The 22,602-nt window shown below is 40.8% G+C and carries 21 protein-coding genes and 1 pseudogene; 10 read left to right on the top strand and 12 right to left on the bottom strand.

The window, feature by feature from the left end; all coding sequences use genetic code 11:
- Window positions 1–82: 82 nt before the first annotated feature.
- The 3 genes and pseudogenes from AAC000_RS15110 to AAC000_RS15100 all read left to right on the top strand — a co-directional run.
- Window positions 83–394: pseudogene (locus AAC000_RS15110) on the top strand (GNAT family N-acetyltransferase); the annotation flags it as partial.
- 131 nt (window positions 395–525) lie between these two features.
- Window positions 526–801 (top strand): hypothetical protein, encoded by a 276-nt coding sequence (locus AAC000_RS15105; protein WP_339723710.1) that lies wholly within the window; start codon window positions 526–528, stop codon window positions 799–801.
- Window positions 802–822: 21 nt separating this feature from the next.
- Complete coding sequence (locus AAC000_RS15100) at window positions 823–1,569, top strand: TMEM175 family protein (RefSeq protein ID WP_339723709.1); 747 nt, start codon at window positions 823–825, stop codon at window positions 1,567–1,569.
- Between the two features lie 203 nt (window positions 1,570–1,772).
- On the opposite strand, the gene AAC000_RS15095 is transcribed toward AAC000_RS15100, so the two are convergent.
- The 3 genes from AAC000_RS15095 to fadR form a co-directional block, all read right to left on the bottom strand.
- The gene (locus AAC000_RS15095; protein ID WP_339723707.1) at window positions 1,773–2,504 is read right to left on the bottom strand and encodes a hypothetical protein; all 732 of its coding nucleotides are present in this window, start codon (window positions 2,502–2,504) and stop codon (window positions 1,773–1,775) included.
- Window positions 2,505–2,610: 106 nt separating this feature from the next.
- Window positions 2,611–2,964, bottom strand: a complete 354-nt coding sequence (locus tag AAC000_RS15090; protein ID WP_339723705.1) for a hypothetical protein — start codon at window positions 2,962–2,964, stop codon at window positions 2,611–2,613.
- A 214-nt stretch (window positions 2,965–3,178) separates the two neighbouring features.
- Entirely contained in the window at window positions 3,179–3,889 is a 711-nt protein-coding gene (gene fadR, locus AAC000_RS15085) for a fatty acid metabolism transcriptional regulator FadR (protein WP_339723798.1), read from the bottom strand.
- Window positions 3,890–4,114: 225 nt separating this feature from the next.
- Between fadR and nhaB the strand changes: the two genes are divergently transcribed.
- Together nhaB and dsbB are read left to right on the top strand one after the other, a co-directional pair.
- A complete protein-coding gene (gene nhaB, locus AAC000_RS15080) occupies window positions 4,115–5,692 on the top strand; it encodes a sodium/proton antiporter NhaB (RefSeq protein ID WP_339723704.1) in 1,578 nt (525 codons plus the stop codon).
- The gene (gene dsbB, locus AAC000_RS15075) at window positions 5,692–6,225 is read left to right on the top strand and encodes a disulfide bond formation protein DsbB (RefSeq protein WP_339723796.1); all 534 of its coding nucleotides are present in this window, start codon (window positions 5,692–5,694) and stop codon (window positions 6,223–6,225) included. Before nhaB ends, dsbB begins: the two co-directional genes overlap by 1 nt.
- Before the next feature lie 21 nt (window positions 6,226–6,246).
- Here the strand turns inward: dsbB and AAC000_RS15070 are convergent, their stop codons facing one another.
- Window positions 6,247–7,143 (bottom strand): formate dehydrogenase accessory sulfurtransferase FdhD, encoded by an 897-nt coding sequence (locus AAC000_RS15070; protein ID WP_339723702.1) that lies wholly within the window; start codon window positions 7,141–7,143, stop codon window positions 6,247–6,249.
- Between the two features lie 221 nt (window positions 7,144–7,364).
- Entirely contained in the window at window positions 7,365–8,267 is a 903-nt protein-coding gene (locus AAC000_RS15065; RefSeq protein ID WP_339723700.1) for a redoxin, read from the bottom strand.
- A gap of 410 nt (window positions 8,268–8,677) precedes the next feature.
- Here AAC000_RS15065 and AAC000_RS15060 point away from each other — a divergent pair, with 410 nt between their 5' ends.
- On the top strand, window positions 8,678–9,649 hold the full coding sequence (locus AAC000_RS15060) for a hypothetical protein (RefSeq protein ID WP_339723698.1): 972 nt from the start codon (window positions 8,678–8,680) through the stop codon (window positions 9,647–9,649).
- 252 nt (window positions 9,650–9,901) lie between these two features.
- Here AAC000_RS15060 and AAC000_RS15055 read toward each other — a convergent pair whose 3' ends face one another.
- Window positions 9,902–10,540, bottom strand: a complete 639-nt coding sequence (locus tag AAC000_RS15055; protein ID WP_339723696.1) for a hypothetical protein — start codon at window positions 10,538–10,540, stop codon at window positions 9,902–9,904.
- Window positions 10,541–10,828: 288 nt separating this feature from the next.
- Between AAC000_RS15055 and AAC000_RS15050 the strand changes: the two genes are divergently transcribed.
- Window positions 10,829–11,308, top strand: a complete 480-nt coding sequence (locus AAC000_RS15050) for a DUF4920 domain-containing protein (RefSeq protein ID WP_339723694.1) — start codon at window positions 10,829–10,831, stop codon at window positions 11,306–11,308.
- 53 nt (window positions 11,309–11,361) lie between these two features.
- On the opposite strand, the gene AAC000_RS15045 is transcribed toward AAC000_RS15050, so the two are convergent.
- A complete protein-coding gene (locus AAC000_RS15045; RefSeq protein ID WP_339723692.1) occupies window positions 11,362–12,474 on the bottom strand; it encodes a DUF2855 family protein in 1,113 nt (370 codons plus the stop codon).
- Window positions 12,475–12,593: 119 nt separating this feature from the next.
- Here AAC000_RS15045 and AAC000_RS15040 point away from each other — a divergent pair, with 119 nt between their 5' ends.
- Complete coding sequence (locus AAC000_RS15040) at window positions 12,594–13,832, top strand: saccharopine dehydrogenase NADP-binding domain-containing protein (RefSeq protein WP_339723690.1); 1,239 nt, start codon at window positions 12,594–12,596, stop codon at window positions 13,830–13,832.
- An 18-nt stretch (window positions 13,833–13,850) separates the two neighbouring features.
- Here the strand turns inward: AAC000_RS15040 and trpS are convergent, their stop codons facing one another.
- The gene (trpS, locus tag AAC000_RS15035) at window positions 13,851–14,909 is read right to left on the bottom strand and encodes a tryptophan--tRNA ligase (protein ID WP_339723689.1); all 1,059 of its coding nucleotides are present in this window, start codon (window positions 14,907–14,909) and stop codon (window positions 13,851–13,853) included.
- A 228-nt stretch (window positions 14,910–15,137) separates the two neighbouring features.
- Complete coding sequence (locus AAC000_RS15030; protein WP_339723687.1) at window positions 15,138–16,739, bottom strand: sigma-70 family RNA polymerase sigma factor; 1,602 nt, start codon at window positions 16,737–16,739, stop codon at window positions 15,138–15,140.
- 227 nt (window positions 16,740–16,966) lie between these two features.
- Between AAC000_RS15030 and AAC000_RS15025 the strand changes: the two genes are divergently transcribed.
- On the top strand, window positions 16,967–17,593 hold the full coding sequence (locus tag AAC000_RS15025; protein ID WP_339723685.1) for a CIA30 family protein: 627 nt from the start codon (window positions 16,967–16,969) through the stop codon (window positions 17,591–17,593).
- 76 nt (window positions 17,594–17,669) lie between these two features.
- A complete protein-coding gene (locus AAC000_RS15020; RefSeq protein WP_339723683.1) occupies window positions 17,670–18,881 on the top strand; it encodes an acyltransferase family protein in 1,212 nt (403 codons plus the stop codon).
- A 261-nt stretch (window positions 18,882–19,142) separates the two neighbouring features.
- On the opposite strand, the gene AAC000_RS15015 is transcribed toward AAC000_RS15020, so the two are convergent.
- From AAC000_RS15015 to AAC000_RS15005, 3 genes are all read right to left on the bottom strand, one after another.
- Window positions 19,143–19,562, bottom strand: coding sequence for an SRPBCC domain-containing protein (locus AAC000_RS15015; RefSeq protein WP_339723679.1), 420 nt, complete (start codon window positions 19,560–19,562; stop codon window positions 19,143–19,145).
- Window positions 19,563–19,773: 211 nt separating this feature from the next.
- Window positions 19,774–21,321 carry a S8 family serine peptidase gene (locus AAC000_RS15010; protein WP_339723677.1) on the bottom strand — a complete coding sequence of 516 codons (1,548 nt, stop codon included), beginning with the start codon at window positions 21,319–21,321 and terminating at the stop codon, window positions 19,774–19,776.
- Between the two features lie 10 nt (window positions 21,322–21,331).
- The gene (locus tag AAC000_RS15005) at window positions 21,332–22,321 is read right to left on the bottom strand and encodes a hypothetical protein (protein ID WP_339723675.1); all 990 of its coding nucleotides are present in this window, start codon (window positions 22,319–22,321) and stop codon (window positions 21,332–21,334) included.
- Window positions 22,322–22,602: the final 281 nt, after the last annotated feature.

Raw genomic sequence — 22,602 nt, 5'->3', positions numbered from 1 at the left:
ATTAGATACATGCAAAAGATAAAACTAAAATCTAGACTGTACAGTTCTTAAACAAGTATCATTTTACCTAGAGAGAGGCCACTACTCTGCAATTATCGGAATCTACGAAAATACGCCTATTGCTGTTGTTACTATGTCTGAAACTTATGCACTCTATGCTGCTGGTAAAATCGGCGTCATCCAAGAGTTTTATGTTTCTCCTGAGTTCAGGGCTACCGGCGTGGGTTCAAAGTTAGTAAAACAAATTCAAAATTTCGGCAGTGAGCATGCTTGGTCATGCATTGAACTATGTACTCCTCCTTTGCCAGAGTTTGAGCGAACATTACATTTTTATCAAAGAAATGGCTTAAAGCCTGTTGGTGGTCGTAAAATGAGGCAGGTATTAGAGCGTTGAGCCAAAGACTAAACGAGTTACCAATAAAATACCCAGATTGATTAAACAAAAATATCAGGGCGTTGTAGAGCCTTCTCTCCCTATAGATATGTTATGTTTTCTAAAAGGATAATGAAAATGGAAAGTTTTAATTGAAAATTATACTGAGCGTTTTATGCTCTTTAGTGTCTATTTCAGGCTGTGTGGTGGTGCCAATAGTTGATTTTTCATCCGTAAACAAATGTGAAATTTCTAGTGATCGTAAAACATTGCGGATAATAAATGGTTTTAAAGCGACCAATACCTACTATTCAATCAGTGGATTATTATTGCTACCAATCACTGGCGTGGTATCTGGAGCATACGTGGCAATCAACAATATTTACCATATAGGTGAAGAGACCATTGTTTGTGGCAAGGGTAACTAAGATTTTTAGAAGGTGCACAAAATGAGATGGACTGAACAATCCCTTTCGTCATTAACCACAGAGAATGGATATAGGTTGCGTGGAGAAAACATGACTCGAATCGAGGTTTTTTCTGATGCCGCATTTGCATTTGCCGTTACCATGTTGGTTATTTCACTCAGTACAATTCCCCAGAACTATCAAGAGTTATTAACTGCATTACAAAGGATCCCATCTTTTGCCGCAAGTTTTGCTGTCATGATGTTAATCTGGATATCTCATCGACGCTGGAGCCAACGTTTTGGACTGGATGACGGTGTTTCGACTTTTTTAACTCTAGCCCTGATTTTTGTCGTTCTTGTTTATGTGTATCCGCTCAAGCTAATAATGGATTTGATGTTCTATGCGTTCTCTCAGCGCTGGTTTCCCGCCGATTTCCAAGTTTCCAGTACCGCCGAAGTCGCGGTGCTGCTAGCGATATTCAGCGCCGGTTTTTTCTTAATTGCTTTAATTCATTTTGGTTTATACCAAAGAGCAAAATCAAAAGCAGACGAGCTATGCTTAAGTGAGTTGGAGCAATTATTGATACAAAAAGAACTAATATTGTGGATGGCACAGGCAATATTGGGCTTTTTGGTTGCCCTGTTTGCTTTAATGTTTATGTCATCTTTGGGGTACCTAGCTGGCCTTGCTTACAGCCTCACGCCTATCGTTATTCCTCTGATCACACTGCGAACAAGAAGACAAATACAGGCAAACTTATCCAGCTCCAGTAACGAAAATGCTTGAGCATAAGCAAAACCTTATTATGTGCTCTAGCGTAGTTGGATGGTTTTGAGTCACTATGGCATTTTGAATGCCATTAAAAATTAACTCCCTACTCGCGGCAATGACTTCCACTACTTTGAACAAAAAACACCTCTAAAAAAAAGCCACTAAAGTAGCGGCTTCATTAACAACATTGAGATTGAAGGGGTTTAAAATCTCATTCGTTAATCTTTAGTGTCTGCTTGCACTTCGCTCGCAGGTTTCTCGGTTACAGCTTTGGTTGCTGTCGCTTCTTCTGCTGACTTAGCTGCCGTTTTAGCTGGCGCTTTAGTTGCGGTTGCCTTGGCTGCAGGTTTAGCCGCGGTTTTAGCTGGCGCTTTGGTTGCGGTTGTTTTAGCTGCTGGTTTAGTCGCCGTTTTAGCTGGCGCTTTAGTTGCAGTTGCCTTAGCAGCAGGTTTAGCCGCGGTTTTAGCTGGCGCTTTGGTTGCGGTTGCCTTGGCTGCAGGTTTAGCCGCCGATTTAGCTGGTGCTTTGGTTGCAGTTGCCTTGGCTGCAGGTTTAGTCGCTCTCTTGGCAGGTGCTTTTTTAGTGGCACTTGCTGTGGTTGCTTTTTGCTCAGCCGCTTTTTGTTGGGCGAGTTTAGCCACCACTTCAATTAAGCTATCTACACGTTGAGTCAACACATCGATTTGTTGGTCACGATTTTCGTTGCCGAAACCAAGTTTTGCTTTTAATGCTGAAATTTTGTCTTTTAACATACTTCTGGCCTCTAGTTTTGCTTGTATTTGAGATTCAATTGACTCGCCTTTTTCTAGCAAATCATTGAAAAATTGTGAGCCTTCAACAAATAGTTGGTCAATTTTATCGACGGTTTTTTCACGCCCGCTGTCGTAAGCTCCTACTGCAACTAGCCATGATTGGTGTGCCATTGCGAGAGTTTTTTTAGCTGAATTCAAATTGATTCTCCTAGTTATCTTAGCTCACACTAATACAGTGCGAATAAAAAGAGCCCAACACAGTCTTGCAGTGATTGCCCTGAACCTATGTTGGGTATGGTGAAAATTACTTAGCAGCGAGTTTTGCGACTGCGTCAGTAAGGGCATCAATTTTTGCTGATAATTCTTCCACTTTTTGATCGGCACTGACAGAATCTAAGCCTAATTTCTTACGCACTTCTGCTACACGGGTTTCTACTTTGTCTTTTACTTGAAATTTGTCTTTGGCTTCAGTCTCAATTTTAGAACCTTTCACCACTAGCTCATCGAACAATTTGCTCGCTTCAACACTGATTTTTTCGTAGCGACCTTGCGCTTCGTCAAAACTTTTACCGTATGCGCCCAAACCTGCAAGCCAAATTTTACGTGCAAATTCTTCAGCTTCGTTCACTTTACCTTTGATTGTATCTAATTTAGTCATGGGTGTTTCCTCGTTTAAATAAATGAGCCTGTCTGGATGACTAACAAGATTAAAGAAATGAATTAGAAACCGCATACTAATTGAACGAATAGTTTTAATTAAACTGGAAACCAATTACATGCTATTGATATATATCGATTTTATTTTTAGATGCTTTTTTGAATGCTGTGAAGGCTGACAGAGCTGCCAGCCGCATAAAACCTGAATTTATTGTTTAGTCTACTAACCCTTTGGGCATATCAGCACGTAACTCTTGCCAAATTTTACCACTTTCAATGCCATAATCTCTGATGACTAAGGGTACTTTCTCGTAATCGCCCTTCTCTGCAAGCTCTAATAATTGCTTATAATAACCGCGAGTTAAATCTCTAGAATCTTGGTTCGAGAAATAATAGCCCCCAATTCGTGAGTACAGTCCTCTAAAGCCGTTCATCATCAATACATAAACAGGATTTCCAGAGGCAAAAGCGAGATCATGATTAAGTTGATAATCTGACTGAGCAAAAATTTTACCATCATCAGGAATATCACTATGATTATTTAATATTTCAATGGTTTTCTCTTGCTGATTACGGATGGCTCCACGAATAAACACCGCGCTTAAATTCGTGCGAGCAGCCAACAAGTGATCTACAAGTTCGGGGATCCCATCTTCGTCAAGTCTAGCCAGAGTCTCTAGAATATTAAGTCCCGAAGTTTCCCAGAAATTATTTACCTTAGTAGGCTTACCGTGTTTGATAGTTAACCAACCGTCGCGAGCTAAACGTTGTAACACTTCCCGCAAAGTGGTGCGAGTAACACCAATAAGTTCAGATAATTCACGTTCTGCTGGTAGAATTGTGCCTGGAGGGAAGCGTCCACTCCAGATAGATTCAACTATGTATTCTTCAGCGAATCCTGCAGGGCTTTGTGCCTTGTATATCATCAACCACTCACTTCATTGTTATTGTTTTTATCAATATTATAAACTGATTGTACCAGATGATTTTTGTAGGTAACAACGAAACTTTGAAATGTTAACAAAGTATTACTGAAAACCAGAAAAATTTTACCTTATTGTGAGCTTAGTATGGGATTTTGCAATAATTTGTGGGTACAATCTGGTTAACGTTGACGCAATAATTATAATATTCAGCAAGGAACTTTGCTTATGCAAATGTCAGTACCTCAAGCAGTCGCCGCCAATTTTTTGGGAAAAGCCCCAAATTGGTACAAACAGGCTGTTATTGCCTTTCTTGTCATTAACCCAATTTTATTCATATTTAACCCTTACATTGCAGGTTGGGCCTTAGTTGTAGAATTTATTTTTACCTTAGCCATGGCATTAAAATGTTATCCACTGCAACCTGGCGGACTTTTGTTGATGGAGGCAATGTTTATTGGCATGACATCGCCTGAACATATGAAGCATGAAATGGTGGTCAATATTGAGGTCATTTTACTGTTAGTCTTTATGGTGGCCGGTATCTACTTTATGAAAGGGTTATTGCTTTACCTTTTCACTAAATTACTGATAAAGCTCCAAAACAAAATTGCCCTATCATTGGCGTTCGCTGCGGCATGTGCATTTTTGTCAGCATTCTTAGACGCATTAACTGTGGTAGCCGTAATCATTACCGTAGGCTTAGGCTTCTACTCCATTTACCATAAAGTAGCATCAGGTAAAGATTTTAATTCTGATCACGATCATTCCCATGACGATGAAGTGCCTACCCCAAAGCGCGATGATTTAGAAGATTTCAGAGCATTTTTACGTAATCTCATGATGCATGCTGGTGTAGGTACCGCTTTAGGTGGCGTAATGACTATGGTGGGAGAACCACAAAACCTTATTATTGCTGACAAAGCTGGCTGGGACTTTGTAGAGTTCTTTATTCGAATGTCTCCTATTACCATTCCAGTGTTTATTGCTGGATTGACCACCACTTTTGTCGTGGAAAAATTTAAACTCTTTAGTTATGGCGCACAATTACCAGCTGTCGTAAGACAAATATTGACTGATTATGATAAAGATATCGAAGCCAACCTAACCACCCAAGACAAAGTTCGCTTAGCCGTACAAGGCCTAATTGCTGTTTGGTTAGTGATAGGTTTAGCAGGCCATTTTGCTGCAGTAGGATTAATTGGATTGTCTATTATTGTCTTGGCGACCTCTATGAGTGGCGTAATTGATGAACACTCTATAGGCAAGGCCTTTGAAGAAGCATTGCCTTTTACTGCCTTGTTATGTGTCTTTTTTGGTGTAGTCGCAGTGATAATTGATCAAGGGTTGTTTAGTCCAGTGATCAGCTGGGTATTAACCTTTGAAGGAAAAACTCAGTTAGTGATGTTTTATTTAGCCAATGGGCTGTTATCTATGGTCAGTGACAATGTTTTTGTGGGTTCGGTATACATTACTGAGGTCACAGCTGCACTTAACCATGGCGCTATCACACGTGACCAATTTGATATGTTGGCCGTGGCTATTAATACCGGTACTAACTTACCAAGTGTAGCAACCCCTAACGGTCAAGCGGCCTTCTTATTCTTATTAACGTCAGCCATTGCTCCGTTACTGAGATTGTCATACGGCACTATGGTGTACATGGCATTACCTTACACAGTTGTGTTGACGCTAGTTGGCTTGGCGGCCACTTACTTCGGATTGTATGACTTAACACAATGGTTGTATGAGATGCACTTTGTAGAGCACCACTCTGGAATAATACCCGGCGCAGCCCCTCATTAATTAAGGACATAACATTGCTAAATAAACTATCTTTATTAGCTACTGACAAGCGTGCCTGGGGACTATTATTTGTTTCTGCATTGTGCTTGGAAATAGCTGCGTTGTGCTTCCAACATATTATGGATTTGCGCCCCTGCATTATGTGTATTTATCAGCGAACCGCTGTTTTTGGCATAATGTTCGCGGCAATACCAGCAATGTTAGTGAATAACCTTATCACCCGATTAATTGGCTATATTGGCTGGGGAATATCGGCAATCTGGGGGTTACTCATAGCCATTGAACATGTGGATATTCAAACTGCCGCCAACCCATTTTTTGCCACTTGCGAATTTGTACCCAACTTCCCTTCTTGGGCACCTTTACATGAATGGCTTCCGAATATATTCGCAGCAACAGGGGATTGCGGTGATATCGACTGGTCATTTTTTGATATGAGCATGCCCCAATGGATGATAGTCATTTTTGCTATTTACATTGCAATTTGGGTCGTAGTTTTACTCAGCAGAGTATTGCTCAAACGTAGTCTGTAACGGATTATAATTAGCGTTTATTCAGGTCAACATTTGGGGGCTTGAATAAACATTAAACTTGCTTTGCCCGTCAGTCGTTTTTACAAAACCCAGCAAACAAATATCACAATCTTTCGCTAAATCGATGGCTAAACTAGAGGGAGCCCCTAAAGCAACAATATAGCGAATATTCACCATTGCCGCCTTTTGAACCAGTTCAAAACTGGCTCTTGAGCTTAATACCACACCTAATATTGCCTCTCCCTGCTGATTTTCTGCCGTTAGTTTTGATAAATTGGCCCCTATTAATTTGTCGAACGCATTGTGTCTACCCACATCCTCTCGTACATCGACTATTTGAATATTTTGGTTAAACAACGCCACACCATGACTCCCCCCTGTTTGCTGAAACAACCGCTGCTTGCTTCTTAATTGCTGCGTTAGTGACTGAATCGCACTTATCGGCAATAAAGGTATGTGCCCATTGGTAATTGGGGTTTGAGGTAATTTGTCTAATATATTGTCGATACTCTGTTGGCCACACACACCACACGCCGAATTCATGACTTCCACTCGTTGATATGCTGCCAGATCAATCCTTGCCCCAGGGGCCAAATTTACCTGCACGCGGTTTGTCGATTGGGATTTTAAGCGCCCGGTGCCTGTATGAGTAATTGACCTTAGTTTGTTGAAGTCTGGCAAAGCGCCACTGGAATATAACCAGCCTCTCACCAAATTTAAATCGTCGCCAGGGGTACGCATAGTCGTAAACAGTAATTCTGGTGAGACTTTTGAATGGGAAGACGAATAACCTGACAACCATATTTCTAATGGCTCTTCGATTACGACTAGGTCGTCACACTCAATATGTTCTGGTATTGCACCTTGCTCGTTAGAGTAAGAAATATTAACAACTGGATAAGGTTTAATTGATTGCAAGAAAAAAAGGCTATAACAGTAAAGACTAACGCATAAGCTACCTCAGGCGAATACAAGGGTAAAGGTGTGATCCAAAAATAACTATTCGCCGTGTAAAAAACGTCTTTTCGGTTTTGGGAGGTGAAAGACAACAACCGATTGTTAATTCAATCTCCGCCTTCTCGCCCTAAAAAAAGAAAACACAGCCGAATTTCAAGGAAGAATTGTAACTAGGACTCATTCTAGTTGCGTTCTAAATCGTTAAGCCAATTATCAAGCGCAGCAGTACCAACCAATATTTCTGTCACTTTTTTCTGATTATTGACTACAAGGTAACTAGGAAACCCTAGCTGACCCACCGCTTTTAAAAGAGCAGATTCAGTATGCTCTCCTTCAAATGTGATGAAAGGGTAGTGAATATTATTTTTGTTAATGTGCTCACTAAACTCAACGTTATTTAGAGGTCCAGCTATACCAATAACACTCATGTTATCCTTCCGTTCCAAGGTATTAATAGCTGGGATAGCGTTTCTGCAAAAGCCACAATACGGGCTATAAAGTTGAAATATAGTCCAATCAGACCCAACTATGATGTCATCGATGTCTTTGCCATCTGTAGTATGCGCTTTGATGTCCCATATTTCGTTCCGCTTAGGTAATGGAATAGCCATAGCAGTTAAGGTTTTTACAATAGCACTTTTTCGTTCTGCGTTTTGATTTGCAAAATCCTCCAGCATTTTTCTGTTTTCTGGAGTATTTGCTTTGTATAGCTGAATAATCACCTCACCTTTTTTAAAAGATTCTGAATAAAGTGACGACAAACCAATACCATGCTCCTCCACAAAACCTACAGACTCTAATCTGGGTTTCAAAAAGTGAGAGCGCCCTGCACTGTCTATCACAATAATGAGGAATTCGGAGATGAGTAGATCATTCTCGCCAGCAAATTCATAAGGGGTAGCGATAAAGCCCCTTAATTTTCCGTTTTCAGCGTAAAGGTTTACGGGAGGATAAATAGTCAATGACGAAGCAAAGGGTAAATGTGTTTCGGATTGATGCCACAGTAACCAATTTTCTACATTGATTTCTGAGGCAGGTAATATGTTAGAAAACAATATAAAAATCAGCCCGATAAAACTTTTCATAACTGTCCTTGTTGCTCCAAATTACATTCAAAACCTATCACACCCAATTGATGCAATCAAACAAGCCTTTAACTGAGGCTACTATCCAAGCCATTTGTATGCTGAAAATCGAAATTGAATATTTGGGTTAGAGTCAGAATTTTATTATGGGTGGCTAGGTAAATAGTATTGTTTGGATTATTTCAGCATCTGTTCGATGCCTACAACTGTATTGAAGTGTTGTTTGATATTTTAACTTAATTGTCAACTCCAGATTCAAAGCATGCATTTCATCAGTTCTACCCACTTATTCAAAGAGTCGATTAAATTAAAATTAGGTACTAAAACGACCAAAAATAGGTGTTCTTACTCATGTATTTATTCAGTTCAATACTTACCTTAAGTTAACTGAAAATGAAAAAGGATTCCTCATGAAAAATCTAATATGCGCTGCTACCTTTATAAGTCTTGCATGGTGTAATTTTGCTACTGCAATTCCTGTCAGCGCATTCAGTGGTGCTGATGTGAGCAACACCTTTGTTGTAGCTGGCGGAGGGGCGTTACCAGCATTGTTAGACTCTCAATTCACAGGGGCTATTTTTAGTAACCAAGGACAGAGTGTATTAAACGCCCCCGACGCGATACCCTTTGAAGACTCTCTTACAACCGATGCAGGTTTTAATGCGGCCAACCCTTCTATTTTTTATCAAACAAGCAGTGCCACTCGAAACTTAGGCAGCGAAGGTGGGATAACAAGCAGCAACCACAGTATGTATAGGGAGCGGGAAGCCGGTGACACTAACGAACGCGTGGTAAACGGCGAAGCTTCAGCTCTTGCTTCTTTAACTTCTGACGTTTATCAGACTTCAGCTAGTAGCAATGTAGTAGACACCAGTTCTTTCAGGATCACCAATGATAATCAAAACGCTATAACGTTTGCCATACAAGGCATCTTTGAAATGAATATATTTTCAATCGCAAGTGGCGTAAATGCCTTTACTGAAAGTTATGCATTCTTAGACTTGTTCTTTGAGTCTTCACATATTTTAGACATTCAGTATGCTGATATCGAACCCTATATTTTAAATGAAGATAATACTGACGTAGGTTCAATGGTGTCGATTGAAAGAGAAACCAATGTTTCTAGTACAGGTCACTTAAACATGACAGGCTATTCTAGTACAAGCAATGGTAATGCCTTTGGAGCAAGCCGAATGGGATATATACTAGGGATCACGTTACAGGCAGGTGAAACCATTACTATGGATCAAAGAACACGCTATTCTACACTTGCCCAAATAAACTTACCTGTACAAGTTAGTGAGCCAAGAATATTCGCCTTGCTTATGCTAAGCATGCTTGGCCTTTTGCTAAAAGACTCAGTAAGAAACACACAAGCATAAAATATTGAAATCGGTCTGAGTGAGAAAATAATCAAGAATCAGCATTCCCGCTTCGTATGTGAACTTGCAAAACACCATAACCAATACAAATGAAGCTAAATAACTGATGGGCAACAGTCAAGATTGGTCGCACCTTGTTCTTGGACAATTTCAGGTTGTATACTGAAAAACTCCAATTATAATTATTTGTTGTCAGTTACCTTTTCAAACAACTCAATAAGCCAAGCATAGAATTGACACTTTTTAACTGTTTTATTCCGTTTCCTGCGCAATTTTATCGATTAAGAACTGGGTGTGGCCTTGAGAATAAAAAGCAGAGCCTTTGTCAGACATATAAAACTCATTGTCTTGCGTCACCACCAATCGGGCATCTTTTAGAAAGTCTATCAGTTGATCTTCAGGCATATCCTCAGATTGGTATACCGCAGCTTGCTCCTTTGCTAAGCCCCACTCCACAAACTGTGATAATTTTGCGGTTTGTTGCACTAGCGTGTTAAGCCGACTGTCTTTATCAAGATATTGCTGCAAGGCTTTGGTGTTATCAGACTCTCCTTCAACCAACAATTCGCCATTTTGTATGCTCACCATAACTTCAGATCCAAGTTCAAAACTCTCTGCCAATTGGGCAATTTCTCGGTTTAATTTTTGCTGGTTGAACTGCAGGTAGTTTTCGACAAGATTAAGATCAATGTCGATTTCACCTTTTTCCAATAACTGTAGGGTTTCTTCAAATTCGCCTCGGCTTAAGCCACTTTCAAGCACGTCTAGTCCACCTCCAACATCCGCACTCCTGCTGCCACCTTGAGCCAATTTTTCGAGCACAGCATCAGCCTGGCTGCTATTGTCGCCGATATAATTAAATAAGGATAAAGAACTGTTAGTAATTTCCATAATAATAACCGCCTAAAAAATTTAACACTCACGAAGCAACTAACACGCCAGTATTTATCAAATTAAAAAAACAAATCAACTCAAGTAACTAAGGGGCTTAGCGAAACGTGTACTTTATATAAAACCCACTAGATCAATTTTACTGGGGCAAGAACTTGCCAGTAATAGTGTGTAAGGCCGTAAATGTCACTTTTAACATAATCAGAATACGCTAACTGGCGCCATCCACTTTTGTAGCTTAAAGTGGTATGACTTTTATTATTCGTAAAACGCATCAAGGAGAAATAAATGAAACGCACTTTGGGTATTGTAATTGGCCTTATTTTTACATTAAGCATCAGCGCAAAAGTAGTCAGGTTATCAGAACCTGTCTCCCAGGATAGTGAAACCGAAACCTTTGGGGTTATGCTCGACACATCATTGCCCCAATTGAGTATGGCAGACCTAGCTACAGACTCTCCTGCCCACCTCACTAAAACATTTCAAGTAGAAGCCAGAATTGCCAAAGTATGCCAAAAGAAAGGCTGCTTTTTTATCGCGCAACAAGACGAACATGTATTACGAGTTTCATTCCGCGATTATGGTTTTTTTATCCCTACAGACAGCAGTGGCAAAACCGTTATCCTTGCAGGTGAGTTAATACAAAAAGATCTCAGCCCAGAACAAGCAGCCCATTTTAAAGCTGACCTAAAAAGTGATACAGAAATACTGAAACCAGGTGTGGTTTACGAAATTGTGGCTGACAGTGTCAGAATTCCACGAACTTAATAAAATGATTAACAGCGGACATTGCCGACTTTGGCATAGTCCGCTTATTCGACTTAAAACTTCAGTACATTAATTTCCAAGTTATTTAACTTATTCTCAAGGCCCGTATGATAAAGCGCCTCTATCGCTTTGACGCCAGAATATTCAGCCACAGACACCTTGTTATTCATGTGTACCGCAAAACTTTGCCAAGCTGTTGCATAACGCTCAGCAAAACCAGCATGCCCCCATTCAGCGGTACGTTTTTTCACTTGGCTAGGCGCGAAGAAAAACTCACTGTCTAAATGCCCATCAGGTTTATCTTGCTGAGCATCCACATCTGTTGATCCAATAAGAACTAACTTGTCGAGCTTGTCAGCAAACTGTTTTTGTAAATTCAGCAGTAAACTTTTGTTGCCTGCGAAATCCAACACCCAACTGCTAGTAGCGTTACCAAGTTGGGCTATCTCGTCATAACTGAGTACTTGGTCATAACAGTCTAAGTCTTGAGTAAAGGTTTTATTGCCTGCAGAAGTGAGGCCAACCACTTGGTAGTCTAAACCCCGTTCGGCTTTGTGTTTCTTTAACAGGTGCGCTGCACCATAAGCCGTTTTACTAGAGGCACTGGTTAATATAACTTGTTTTATGGGTTGTTCCGCAGCCACTAATCCTTCACCAACAAAATCATCTAATACAAAAGACGTCATAAATAATGGGCGGTAATTCAACTGCCATGCTTCGCGATCTGCTTGATAACCAGGGTCAGTGGCACAGCGCACATAGTTATCATACACAGGTGAGATACTTTTACGCTTTTCACTGACATCAAAAAAGTGAGTAGGTGATATTTTACCTGCAGTGATCACTAAATGACTTGCCATAGGTAAATACCCAAATACTTTTTCGCCTACTTTCACATCAGCATGGTTTGACACAAGAACAGTGGCAAACCCCCACATAGGGACTATGCCCCAAGTGTCATCCGCCGGGAAAAAACCCCAATAGCCCATTTTGTCGCCAAAAACCGAATAGGTCACATTATTCGCTGAAAACCCCAAAGTATCGATTTTAAGCAACACCTCATCGGCCGCTAATTGTGTGCTATCTATGTTTTTTTCAAAAATTTTGGTATTGGCCACATTGGATTTTTCAATCCAAATTTCGGTGACATTATGTACATCGCTCATTTTGTTTCGCCCTAAAGTGAATTTATTCTGTTAGATTAATACTTAAGCTCTTGATACGGCATCACGATTTTGAATGCTGTGAAATAAACCCAAATGATTAGTTCAGAGGTAAAGCCACTATGGAAAATACTCCCCCTAAGTTTGATATTGTGATTTTTGGCGCCACCAGTTTTGTTGGACAAATATTAACGCGCTATATGCTCAAGCAATTCGCTGTAGATGGCGAATTAAAATGGGCGATTGCAGGGCGTTCCCAAAACAAATTAACGGAACTAAAACACTCTTTAGGTATTGCAGGCGAACCCCTAGATATTTTGGTCGCCGATGCAGCCGATGAAGCTAGCTTGCGTTTGTTATGTGGTGCGACTCGTGTGGTTATTTCAACAGTGGGACCCTATGCACTTTATGGTGAGTCATTAGTGAAAACCTGTGTGGCGTTAGGCACTGATTATTGCGATTTAACCGGCGAAGTACAGTGGATAGCCAAAATGTTAGAAAAGTACGAACAGCAAGCTAAAGTCAGCGGTGCGCGTATTGTGAATAGTTGTGGTTTTGACTCTTTGCCTTCTGATTTAGGGGTATATTTTTTACAGCAACATGCCAAACAAAAATTTGGCGAAGCCTGTAGCAGTATCAAAATGCGCGTCAAAAAAATGAAAGGTGCAGCGTCTGGGGGCACAGTGGCTAGCATGACCAATATATTTAAAGAGGTAGCAATTAACCCTGCGCTGCGCAAACTGTTAGCTAACCCTTACGCGATTTGTCCGCCCAACCATGGCAATAAAGTGCGCCAAAACAACATGAACCGCCCTCAATATGACCACGACTTCAATAGCTGGGTCGCGCCTTTTGTAATGGCTGTCATCAACACTCGTATAGTACATAGAAGCAATGCCCTAATAGAAGGTGGTTATAGTCCTCATTTTGATTACAACGAAGCCATGCTAACCGGAAAAGGCTTAATTGGCGGCGGTATGGCAGCAAGTGTAGGTGCAGGATTAGGTGGCTTTGCCATGGCGGCAGTTCTACCCCCTACCCGCTGGGCAATGGAAAAGTTTCTATTACCTAAACCCGGTGAAGGACCAAGCCAAAATGCCCAAGAAAAAGGCTTTTACGATTTACGTTTTTACGGCAAAACCGATAGTGGTCAAGAAATTCGCGTTAAAGTCACAGGCGATCAAGACCCAGGTTATGGCTCTACCGCCAAAATGTTAGCACAAGCCGCTGCGTGTTTAGCTCAAGATATCAGTAAAGAAAACGTACCCGGCGGATTCTGGACACCCGCCAGTATCTTTGGTTCTAAACTCATCGCACGATTAGAAAGTCATGCTGGGTTAACCTTTGAACTTCTTGAATAATATTGCTGAGCCTTTGGTTTAAAACAGATTTAAACCAAAGGCTTTTTTCACCTGATATAAGACATCATTTGATTCATCTTGGGAACGCTCAGTTCCTTCTTTCAATATAGTAATTAACTGCGAAGGATCGGATATGAACTCATCCCTTCGTTGACGGATGGGTTTTAATAAATCCTGCAAACACTCTTCTAGGATTTTCTTAATGCTGCCGTCACCTAGCCCTCCCGCTGTATATTGCCCTTTTAGGTTAGCTACATATTCCTGATCTGGGTGGAACGCGTCTAAATAGGTAAATACAACGTTGCCTTCTATTTGCCCTTTATCGCTTACACGTAGATGATTCGGATCGGTATACATGGCTTTAGTGGCTTTGCTGATCTCTTTTTCAGTTGCACTTAACATAATAGTATTGCCCATAGATTTTGACATTTTGCTTTTACCATCAACGCTAGGTAAACGAGAAACCTTGCTTAATAATGGCTTACACTCAATTAAAATATCTTGCTGGGCGATGTGGTTTAACCTTCTGACAATTTCATTAGTCTGCTCCAACATAGGCAATTGATCCTCGCCTACAGGCACTAAGGTCGCTTTAAAAGCGGTAATGTCTGCAGCCTGACTAATGGGGTAAGTTAAAAAACCTGCAGGAATTGAACGTCCAAACGCTTTACTTTTAATCTCATTTTTAACCGTTGGGTTTCGCTCTAAACGGGCAATAGACACCAAATTGGCATAATACATAGTCAGCTCTGCCAGCGCAGGAATGGCAGACTGTAAACAGATAGTGGTTTTTAGCGGATCAATACCTACAGCTAGATAATCGGCCACAACATTGAGAATGTTTGCAGATACTTTTTGCGGATTATGACCGTTATCAGTCAAACCCTGCATATCCGCAACTAAGATAGTTTGCGCATATTGATGCTGTAGTTTCACACGTTGTTGTAGCGAACCAACAAAATGCCCTAGATGCAAGGAACCTGTAGCTCGATCACCAGTGAGGATCTTTTCCTTACTTTCAATCGTCTGATTTAAATTGGCTAAGGGCTCTAATTGAAGTGTGCTAACGTTTTCCATTGGGTATCTCCTAAAAATATTACCGGAGACATTCATACTTTATTCATAAGCTGCCATCCGGCGATCTATGAACAAAAGTATTCAACACCGCTCTTAAAAAAGAGAGTGCCACCAAGATTTTGTGATAAGTGTAAAAATAAGTACGAGTTTCATTGTGGTCAAAATATCAAGCCGCATTCATTCACGCAAGTAGAATTTTTATAATTAAAATAGAGTGGCACCTCTTTGTTATTTCATTCGCTGACGCACTTTATGTGAATGCCATACAGCAGGAATGATAACGAGTGCAGCGATAACGGCTAAAATCCATAGATAGTTTTGGTTCAACCCAGTCAAATTAGTGATTTGAGCAGCAGCTTCGTTGTTTACTTGCACACCTTGAGCAATGGCGCCTATTGCGGCCTCTTTTGCTGTGGCAAAACCGCCGCTTAAGGCACTTTCCCAACCTAGGGCTGACAGTGAAGCGTACGCTTTGTAGGCTATGGCTGACGCCCCAAAACCAATCACACCAATTGCAACGACACCTATGCCTACTAGCCCAAAACCTAAGCCACCAATGCTTATGACTCCAAAAGAAATAATCCCCACACTAACAGGTGCGACAGCCACTCCGCCCCACGCAAATATCAGTCCATAAGCAACGTTACCACCTGCAATCCACCCAAATGCGGGTTTATCGCCCATTTCAGGCTTACTAAATTGAAAGTGAAATAAAGGAATACCAAATAACATGAATTGACTTTTAAATTCCCGCTGTTTGGCATTTTTTTGATCAGCTTGCCCAAGAAAAGCTTCGGGATACAGCAAACGCTCTTGAAATCTAAGCTTACGCATCGCCTTAAACATATAATCGACTAAGGCTAAATAGCTGGCGACAAAGGTCAGTGCCAGCAGTTGTGCAGCAATTGTGAAAGCACTGGCATAGTCATAATAACTCAACGCCAAGGTTTTCAAAATCATCATGCCAATCACAAAAACCACAGCAAACAACATAAATAGCACCACTATTTTTATGGCTTGTTGCCGCTCTCGTTGAGTTCGCGATTGCACAAGTACCGCTTTGAGACCAAAAAATGAACTTATTACACCCGAAAACGCCACCAACAAAGTCAACACACTGGCCAAATTAAATAAAGAACCTGTTTTAACAGCTCCGGCCCCTAAGGCCGCCGCTTTGACTGGGGGAGCAATGCCACTAATCGCTAACAACACAGCAGCGGTAAACCCTGCGCCAGGTTTACTTTTCACCAATGCATCTTCCACATATTTGATCATCGACTTTTGCAGTAACTTACGACCTCTAGACAGCCGTTGTTTGATGGTATCTTCAGATAGGTCTAACTCTAGGGCGACATGTTCAACAGAATTCTGCTCTCGATAAAATAAAATAAGCGGCTCACGATAGATGTCATCCATCTTATCTAAGGCTTTCCAAAGGAGTGCTTGTTCTTGCTCACGGATAGCAGCATTGTCCATTTCGCTATCCTTCGCTTGGAAGTCGGCATTTTCTATTTCATCTGCGTCTTTTAAAGGTTGCTTTTCTTCTTTTCGACGATGATGACTTAACTTAAAGCGCAATATGCCGCATAACCAAGATTTTAATTTTTCTGGGGCGAGTAACGAATCGAGTTTCTTCCATGCTTCAACAAACACTTCCTGAGCGATGTCTTCACTGTGTTTGATGTCGCCCACTGACGAATAAGCCAATGAACACAGTAAATTCTGGTAGCGACTGACAATTTCGCAAAATGCATCGCGATCGCCTCCCAACGAGGCCATCACCAAAAACGTGTCGTCACAGTTAACCTTTTTTTTTCTCTTATTAAACATATCGATAGCTTTCAATTTTTAAGCGGCAAACTAATAAGTGCCCTGTTTTTACGTAAAGGTGACAACTTTTTTTAGAAAATTTAAATTTTTTGTTTTTTCTAAAATATCTGCAATTTTGCTGTCACCTATTCATCTCGGCTAGGCACTTAATGGTAGACACTGCATTAAGGTGTTCAATGTAAAACAACTCGTGGATTACCCACAACTATTTAATTAGGAAGAGACAAATGAATACTCAATTTAAAAAAATATCTAAGCTACCAAGCTATTTTGCCATAGCCTCACTTCTTGCCTTCTCTGGCTTAAGCATAGCGGCACCCGCTATGCCAGAAGCAAGCAGCACTAGTTCAAACGCTATGATTGACAATTTTGACGACCCAAGCAATAACACCTATGGCATCCCACGCCAGTTTTTTAATGACACAGTATCAGGCGGAAATACCACAACTGAACTGAATGTGGCTGACGGTGTAATGCACCTGAAAGGTAAAATTGCTCCCGCCCGTGGGCAGCCAGGTTGGGCGAGCTCTGTTCTACTTTTAGATCCACAAGGCCAACCTATGGATGCCAGCGAGTTTGCTGGTATTCGACTCTTGGTTAAGGTCAACGCCGGTAATATTTCAATTTCTGCCAATAGCATTGAAGTGACCAATTTTGATTACCACACAGCGCAAGTGCCAGTGGCAGCAGATGGTAAGTTTCATGAGGTAAAAATACCTTTTGATTCAATGAAGCGGGCTTGGTCTGAGCAAACGTCGCTTAACACTAAAACAATTAATGGTGTCAGCATCGTAGCCTTCGACCTACAAAAAGCCAACTTCGACTTTGCAGTAGACGAAGTCAGCTTTTATTGATCCACAACAACATAAAAAGTGGGCTTGTATAGGCAAGCCCTAGTTCACTCACTCCTTTAAAAGCTGGAGCGTAAATATGCAAACACACAATAATGTTAGGCTTGATTACCTTGATGCTGCTCGGGCGATTGCCTTGCTGCTGGGGATTGTCTTTCATGCCAGCATCTCATTTATGCCTATTTTCATAGGATGGGCAGTGATGGACATTTCCACCAATGAGGCCGTACCTATTTTTATGTTGGTTAGTCACTCTTTTAGAATGGCATTGTTTTTTCTCATTGCCGGATTTTTTAGCCACATGACCTTTCATCAACAAGGCGCCCATGGTTTTCTTAAATCACGCTTAGTTAGAATTGGCATTCCCTTGGTTATTGGCTGGTTTTTATTGCGTCCGCTTTTGGTATTATGTTGGACCATGGGTACCCAGAGTATGCGTGGTGAAGTCGAATTTAAGAGCGCATTTTCTGCCGCTATAACTAGTTTAAGCGACTTACCAAGTGGGTTGCTGATTGGTACACATCTATGGTTTTTATATTACCTATTGTTAATCTGCGCCGGCGTACTTTTGATTCGGCTTTTATTAGGATTACTTCCATCACTTAAAACCCGAATGACACAACTAGCTGATAAAGCGATAACTTGGTTCTGCCACTCGCAATTTTCGATTGTGGTGCTTTGTTTACCTACAGCAGCCTGTCTTTGGTTTATGCAACATTGGGGCATAGATACTCCTGATAAATCGCTAGTACCACTTATTCCTGTTGCATTATTGTATGCTGGTTTCTTCCTGTTTGGCTGGTTACTGCAGCGCCAATCATCCTTAATGGCAGGTTTTTCTGAGTTAACTTGGCTCAAGTTTATACTCTGCGTAATCTCAATACTGGTGACACTTAAACTGTCTGCGTTTGAAATGCAACTGAGCCATCCTAACTTTATGTTATTTAAAGCTGGCTATATGCTGAGCTACGCTTTGATGATGTGGTTGCTCGTGTCAATATCTATAGGGTTATGCAAGCGGGTATTCACCGCTCCTAATAAGTATATTCGTTACCTTGCCGACTCGTCTTACTGGCTTTACCTTATTCATTTACCTTTAGTAATAGGGTTGCAAATAGCCTTCGCAGAACTGGCTATGTATTGGTTAATTAAACTTGTGTGCATAGTTGCCATAACAATACTCATCTCAATTCTAGTTTATGACGGGTTTGTGCGCTCAACCTTTATAGGTGCAACCTTAAATGGAAAGCGCCAATCTCGATTAATATTTAACCTTGATAAACAGCATTAGAATGTTTGCTTTTTAGCATGTCACTGTTAAACAAGCCTATTAAAACAGGTTTAGCCCAAAGGCTTGTTTAACCTGACCTAATCCTGCTCAGTATGGATAAACAAAAATATTCAGTAGCGTTATTTAAAAAGAGAGTGCCTTCAAGATGTTGTGATGCATGTAAAAATAACTATGCTTTTTATTCTATGAAAAGTATCAAGTATTCCCCACCCTTGTAAGGGGAATGTTTTACTTAACTAACTAGACTCCTTTGGCTGTGTGTTAATGATGCTTGCTTTCTACATGCTGTTTAAAATGACTTAATATACCTAACCAACCTAACCGCTGTTGCTCGGCCGAAAATTCGTCTTCAGCCTCAAAGGTTTCAATAACCTTTGTTGTGCCTTCGGTTTCTATAAATGTTATTTTAACTTTGCGGTCATCTTGCAACTTGTAATGAATTAACTTGTGTCGCTCTATCGACGTAAATTCACCTTCAAAATCGAATCCTATTGAGCCGTCTTTGGCTTCCATTCGATAATTGAACTGACCGCTGGCTACTAGGTTAATTTTTGCCTCTGGGCAGCACCACTCATCAGTGGCAAAGTTCCAAGATGTAATATCGTCGGGTGTGACCCAAGCATTCCCCCCTCTTTCCCCCTCAATTGAAGTTGCTATTTCTGTTTCAATTGAGACTTCCATTTACGCTCCTATGTTTGATTCCGGAACAACTTACTAGGCGAAACCCTACTTTCAATCTATCCACTATTACGAGTTAAACTCTGAGTGAATGTGACTATTGATTTAAAAGTCAGGTTTGTTTATGCCTTCAGTAGCGATGATCTTTTAAATAACAAAGCTTAAAAAACAACCCATTTTTAAGTAACTAAAAATGGACTGTTTTACTACTGTGTTATTGATTGCATTTTGCGGGTAACGCTGTCGAGCTTGAATTAATTTTAATTGCAGTATCGCCGAAGCAACGTTCTGTATTACACATTCTGACGCCATAATCATTGCTACTCATATCCAAAGCACTCATTAACATACGACTTGAAGTGGATGTAGCCACCACTTGACCATTGGCATATTGCATAGTGTCGTCTTTAACAAAAACCATTACTTCAAAACGAATATCTGAGCGATTACTTTGATGTACTGGCATGACGAGTTCATATGTTTCACATAGCATGGCAAGTTCATTGTCATCGGTTGCATAGAGATCTTTATCGCAAAATTCAGTATTTGATAACGCTGGCTTCAAGGTTACTAGATCGCCATTTTTATATTCTCGCAGTGAACTATGGAAGGCGTTAGCATCCATAATACCGGGGCCACATCTATTACTGTCATCACATTGCCCTGCTGCAAAAGGTGTTGCAGTGACAGCGAGAAAGAATTTTATTTCTGCGTTACTTAATAAGCCAAATTCAGATACAGCGTTTGCAAGAACACCTGTCACTATGGGGGCTGAAAAACTCGACTCTTCCCACCAACCTACACCATCTGGATCTTCAGTAGCAGAGGCCACAAAGTCACCCAGTGCAGCAATGTCAATGAGGGTGCCAAAATTACTGGAGCTAAACAGCTCACCTTCTCGAGAAGCAGCTGCAACGTTTATCACTCCATTACAATTTGCAGGGGTAAACTCTGATGCATCCATCTCATTATTGCCTATTGCCGCAATGACAGGCACTCCTGAATTAACCGCTTCGGTGATAGCGTTTTGCATAAAATCAGGGCAATGGTCCACTGTGCCACCTAAACTCATATTCACTACATCAGCTGTAACAGTAGCGGGTCGAATATCCTCTACTGGTTTACCAATCTGCCACAGTAGTGCGTCAGAAGAATCACTTAGATAACCAAAACCACAATCCATTGAACGTGTTGCAAGAAAATCACCATCTGCAATCCCCGCAAAGCCCAGATTATTGTCACGGGTAGCAACAGCTACTGCTGCGACTCCCGTTCCATGTACATTGCAAAAATGTTCTTCATCGTCACTTTCACGCATAAGATAATTTTCACCGCGTTGGGCGTCTCCCAATGTCACCATGTCGTAACCATCTGCATAAATCAGGTCGGGGTGTGCATAAAATCCACTATCAATTATGCCAACAACAGGCCTGCGCATCGGCGACAACCTTTGCACGCTTGGCAGTATATTATTGTAGCTGAGGTATTGAGTGGTAGGTGCAAGCCAATGAACTTGCTCATTGTAGTAAGTGTCGTTTGGCACATAATCAGAGCGGCTACTTGGGTAGATACTATAGGGCTCTTTAACCTGTTGCTTAGGTAGCTGTTCTAGTGTTAGTGAGTGGTAATCATTATAGGTCTTAGGTTTTGACTTAGGCGTGCCTATAATAACATCGTTTTCAATGTGAGTATTTGAAGCAAGGTTGCTTGCGTAAGTAACGAAGGACAAAGAGAGCATTAACGCCAATAAAATAGTTTTCATCACAATTTCCTTATACATTATTTACGGGGCATGACTGAGGAGCGAAGGACAATAGTCTTTCTAATAACGCCCACTTTTCTGCAAAGGTCCATTCATTATTCGTTTCAACTCCGTATGCATCATTGCCATAAAACAAAGAATATTGACCTTGATATTGAGTGATTTTAAAGGACGCTAACGAAGTAAAGTTTGGAATAGAAAGAGAATCTATCGCAGTGGATAAGGAGTCAAATTTTGCGCCTGCTGCAGCTAAGCTATCCATTGCTTGATTACTTAGACTGATGGCGTCGGATTCGGATAGTTCGGTTTGCTGCTCAAGGATCCCTACTAATATTTCTTGTGCTTCAATGGTTGCCGTAGATTGAATATCTGCTAAAAGTAACCCCATATCTTCTAGCCAAGCGACTTTTTCATCATAAGTCATAAGGCCATAAAGGTAGGCTTTGTCAGCAGCATAGAGGGTGACTTTAGTGAACTCATCACTCACATCAAATGACTCAAGGGCTTCGATTTCTAGGCTGGTTTGTTCAACCAGCTGTAAATACGATGTGTTGCTCGATCTAATGGCTACTGTTGTAGTATCTGATACTGTTCCGTCGCTCACAGTGATAGTTAATTCACCTGTTTCCTCAAACGAACCAGTTAAATCACTTGCCAAAAGCGTAATCTCAAAATTATTTACTTCTTGCGATTGGCTGACGCTTAAGCCATCAATATTTACATCACTCAATGTGGCAACAAGGGTCTTGGAACCTGTGTAGTTAACATTAACCAGAATAATTGCAGGGGCATTTTCTTCGATACTGATATCTTGGTCATCTACAACTAAGGTCAGTGAAGCTGGAACGGCTGGCGTAATTGTCACACCACTGTCCTCCCCTCCACCGCCTCCACATGCTGCGATAAATACTGTTAACAACACATAAAATAGCAATTTAAGGCTAACATTGGATGGGACAACAGGTAAACGAAATGAGTATTTCTTGTAAATTTTATTCATATATATCAATATCTTGAGTGTGATTATCAAGCATATCTATAATTTATCGAGAAAATAAGGCGCTGCTTTATACTTTTGTATGGCGATACATACCTTAGGTAGAGATGTAAACTTTAAGCTTACAATTTGATAGTGAGTAGATGCGGCTCAACGATTTGTTTAGGTGGCGGTTACTCTGAATATAAAATAGAAAAGTGTTAGGTTAATGTTTAGGCAGTATTGTAAATTCCTCAAGGGATAATAAGCCTATGATCCTAGCTTTAGCCCGATAAAGTATCTAC

This window comes from uncultured Paraglaciecola sp. (assembly GCF_963977085.1).
Taxonomy (GTDB): domain Bacteria; phylum Pseudomonadota; class Gammaproteobacteria; order Enterobacterales; family Alteromonadaceae; genus Paraglaciecola.
Note: the sequence above shows the minus strand (reverse complement) of the source record. Positions and strands in the feature narration are given on the sequence as shown.

Coding starts and splice junctions, on each gene's coding strand:
- AAC000_RS15065 (WP_339723700.1), bottom strand. CDS start 8,267: ATGAAAAGTTTTATCGGGCTGATTTTTATATTGTTTTCTAACATATTA.
- AAC000_RS15055 (WP_339723696.1), bottom strand. CDS start 10,540: ATGGAAATTACTAACAGTTCTTTATCCTTATTTAATTATATCGGCGAC.
- AAC000_RS15010 (WP_339723677.1), bottom strand. CDS start 21,321: ATGAAAACTATTTTATTGGCGTTAATGCTCTCTTTGTCCTTCGTTACT.
- AAC000_RS15025 (WP_339723685.1), top strand. CDS start 16,967: ATGAATACTCAATTTAAAAAAATATCTAAGCTACCAAGCTATTTTGCC.
- AAC000_RS15005 (WP_339723675.1), bottom strand. CDS start 22,321: ATGAATAAAATTTACAAGAAATACTCATTTCGTTTACCTGTTGTCCCA.
- AAC000_RS15090 (WP_339723705.1), bottom strand. CDS start 2,964: ATGACTAAATTAGATACAATCAAAGGTAAAGTGAACGAAGCTGAAGAA.
- trpS (WP_339723689.1), bottom strand. CDS start 14,909: ATGGAAAACGTTAGCACACTTCAATTAGAGCCCTTAGCCAATTTAAAT.
- AAC000_RS15060 (WP_339723698.1), top strand. CDS start 8,678: ATGAAAAATCTAATATGCGCTGCTACCTTTATAAGTCTTGCATGGTGT.
- AAC000_RS15045 (WP_339723692.1), bottom strand. CDS start 12,474: ATGAGCGATGTACATAATGTCACCGAAATTTGGATTGAAAAATCCAAT.
- AAC000_RS15040 (WP_339723690.1), top strand. CDS start 12,594: ATGGAAAATACTCCCCCTAAGTTTGATATTGTGATTTTTGGCGCCACC.
- AAC000_RS15100 (WP_339723709.1), top strand. CDS start 823: ATGAGATGGACTGAACAATCCCTTTCGTCATTAACCACAGAGAATGGA.
- AAC000_RS15020 (WP_339723683.1), top strand. CDS start 17,670: ATGCAAACACACAATAATGTTAGGCTTGATTACCTTGATGCTGCTCGG.
- AAC000_RS15050 (WP_339723694.1), top strand. CDS start 10,829: ATGAAACGCACTTTGGGTATTGTAATTGGCCTTATTTTTACATTAAGC.
- fadR (WP_339723798.1), bottom strand. CDS start 3,889: ATGATATACAAGGCACAAAGCCCTGCAGGATTCGCTGAAGAATACATA.
- AAC000_RS15015 (WP_339723679.1), bottom strand. CDS start 19,562: ATGGAAGTCTCAATTGAAACAGAAATAGCAACTTCAATTGAGGGGGAA.
- nhaB (WP_339723704.1), top strand. CDS start 4,115: ATGCAAATGTCAGTACCTCAAGCAGTCGCCGCCAATTTTTTGGGAAAA.
- AAC000_RS15030 (WP_339723687.1), bottom strand. CDS start 16,739: ATGTTTAATAAGAGAAAAAAAAAGGTTAACTGTGACGACACGTTTTTG.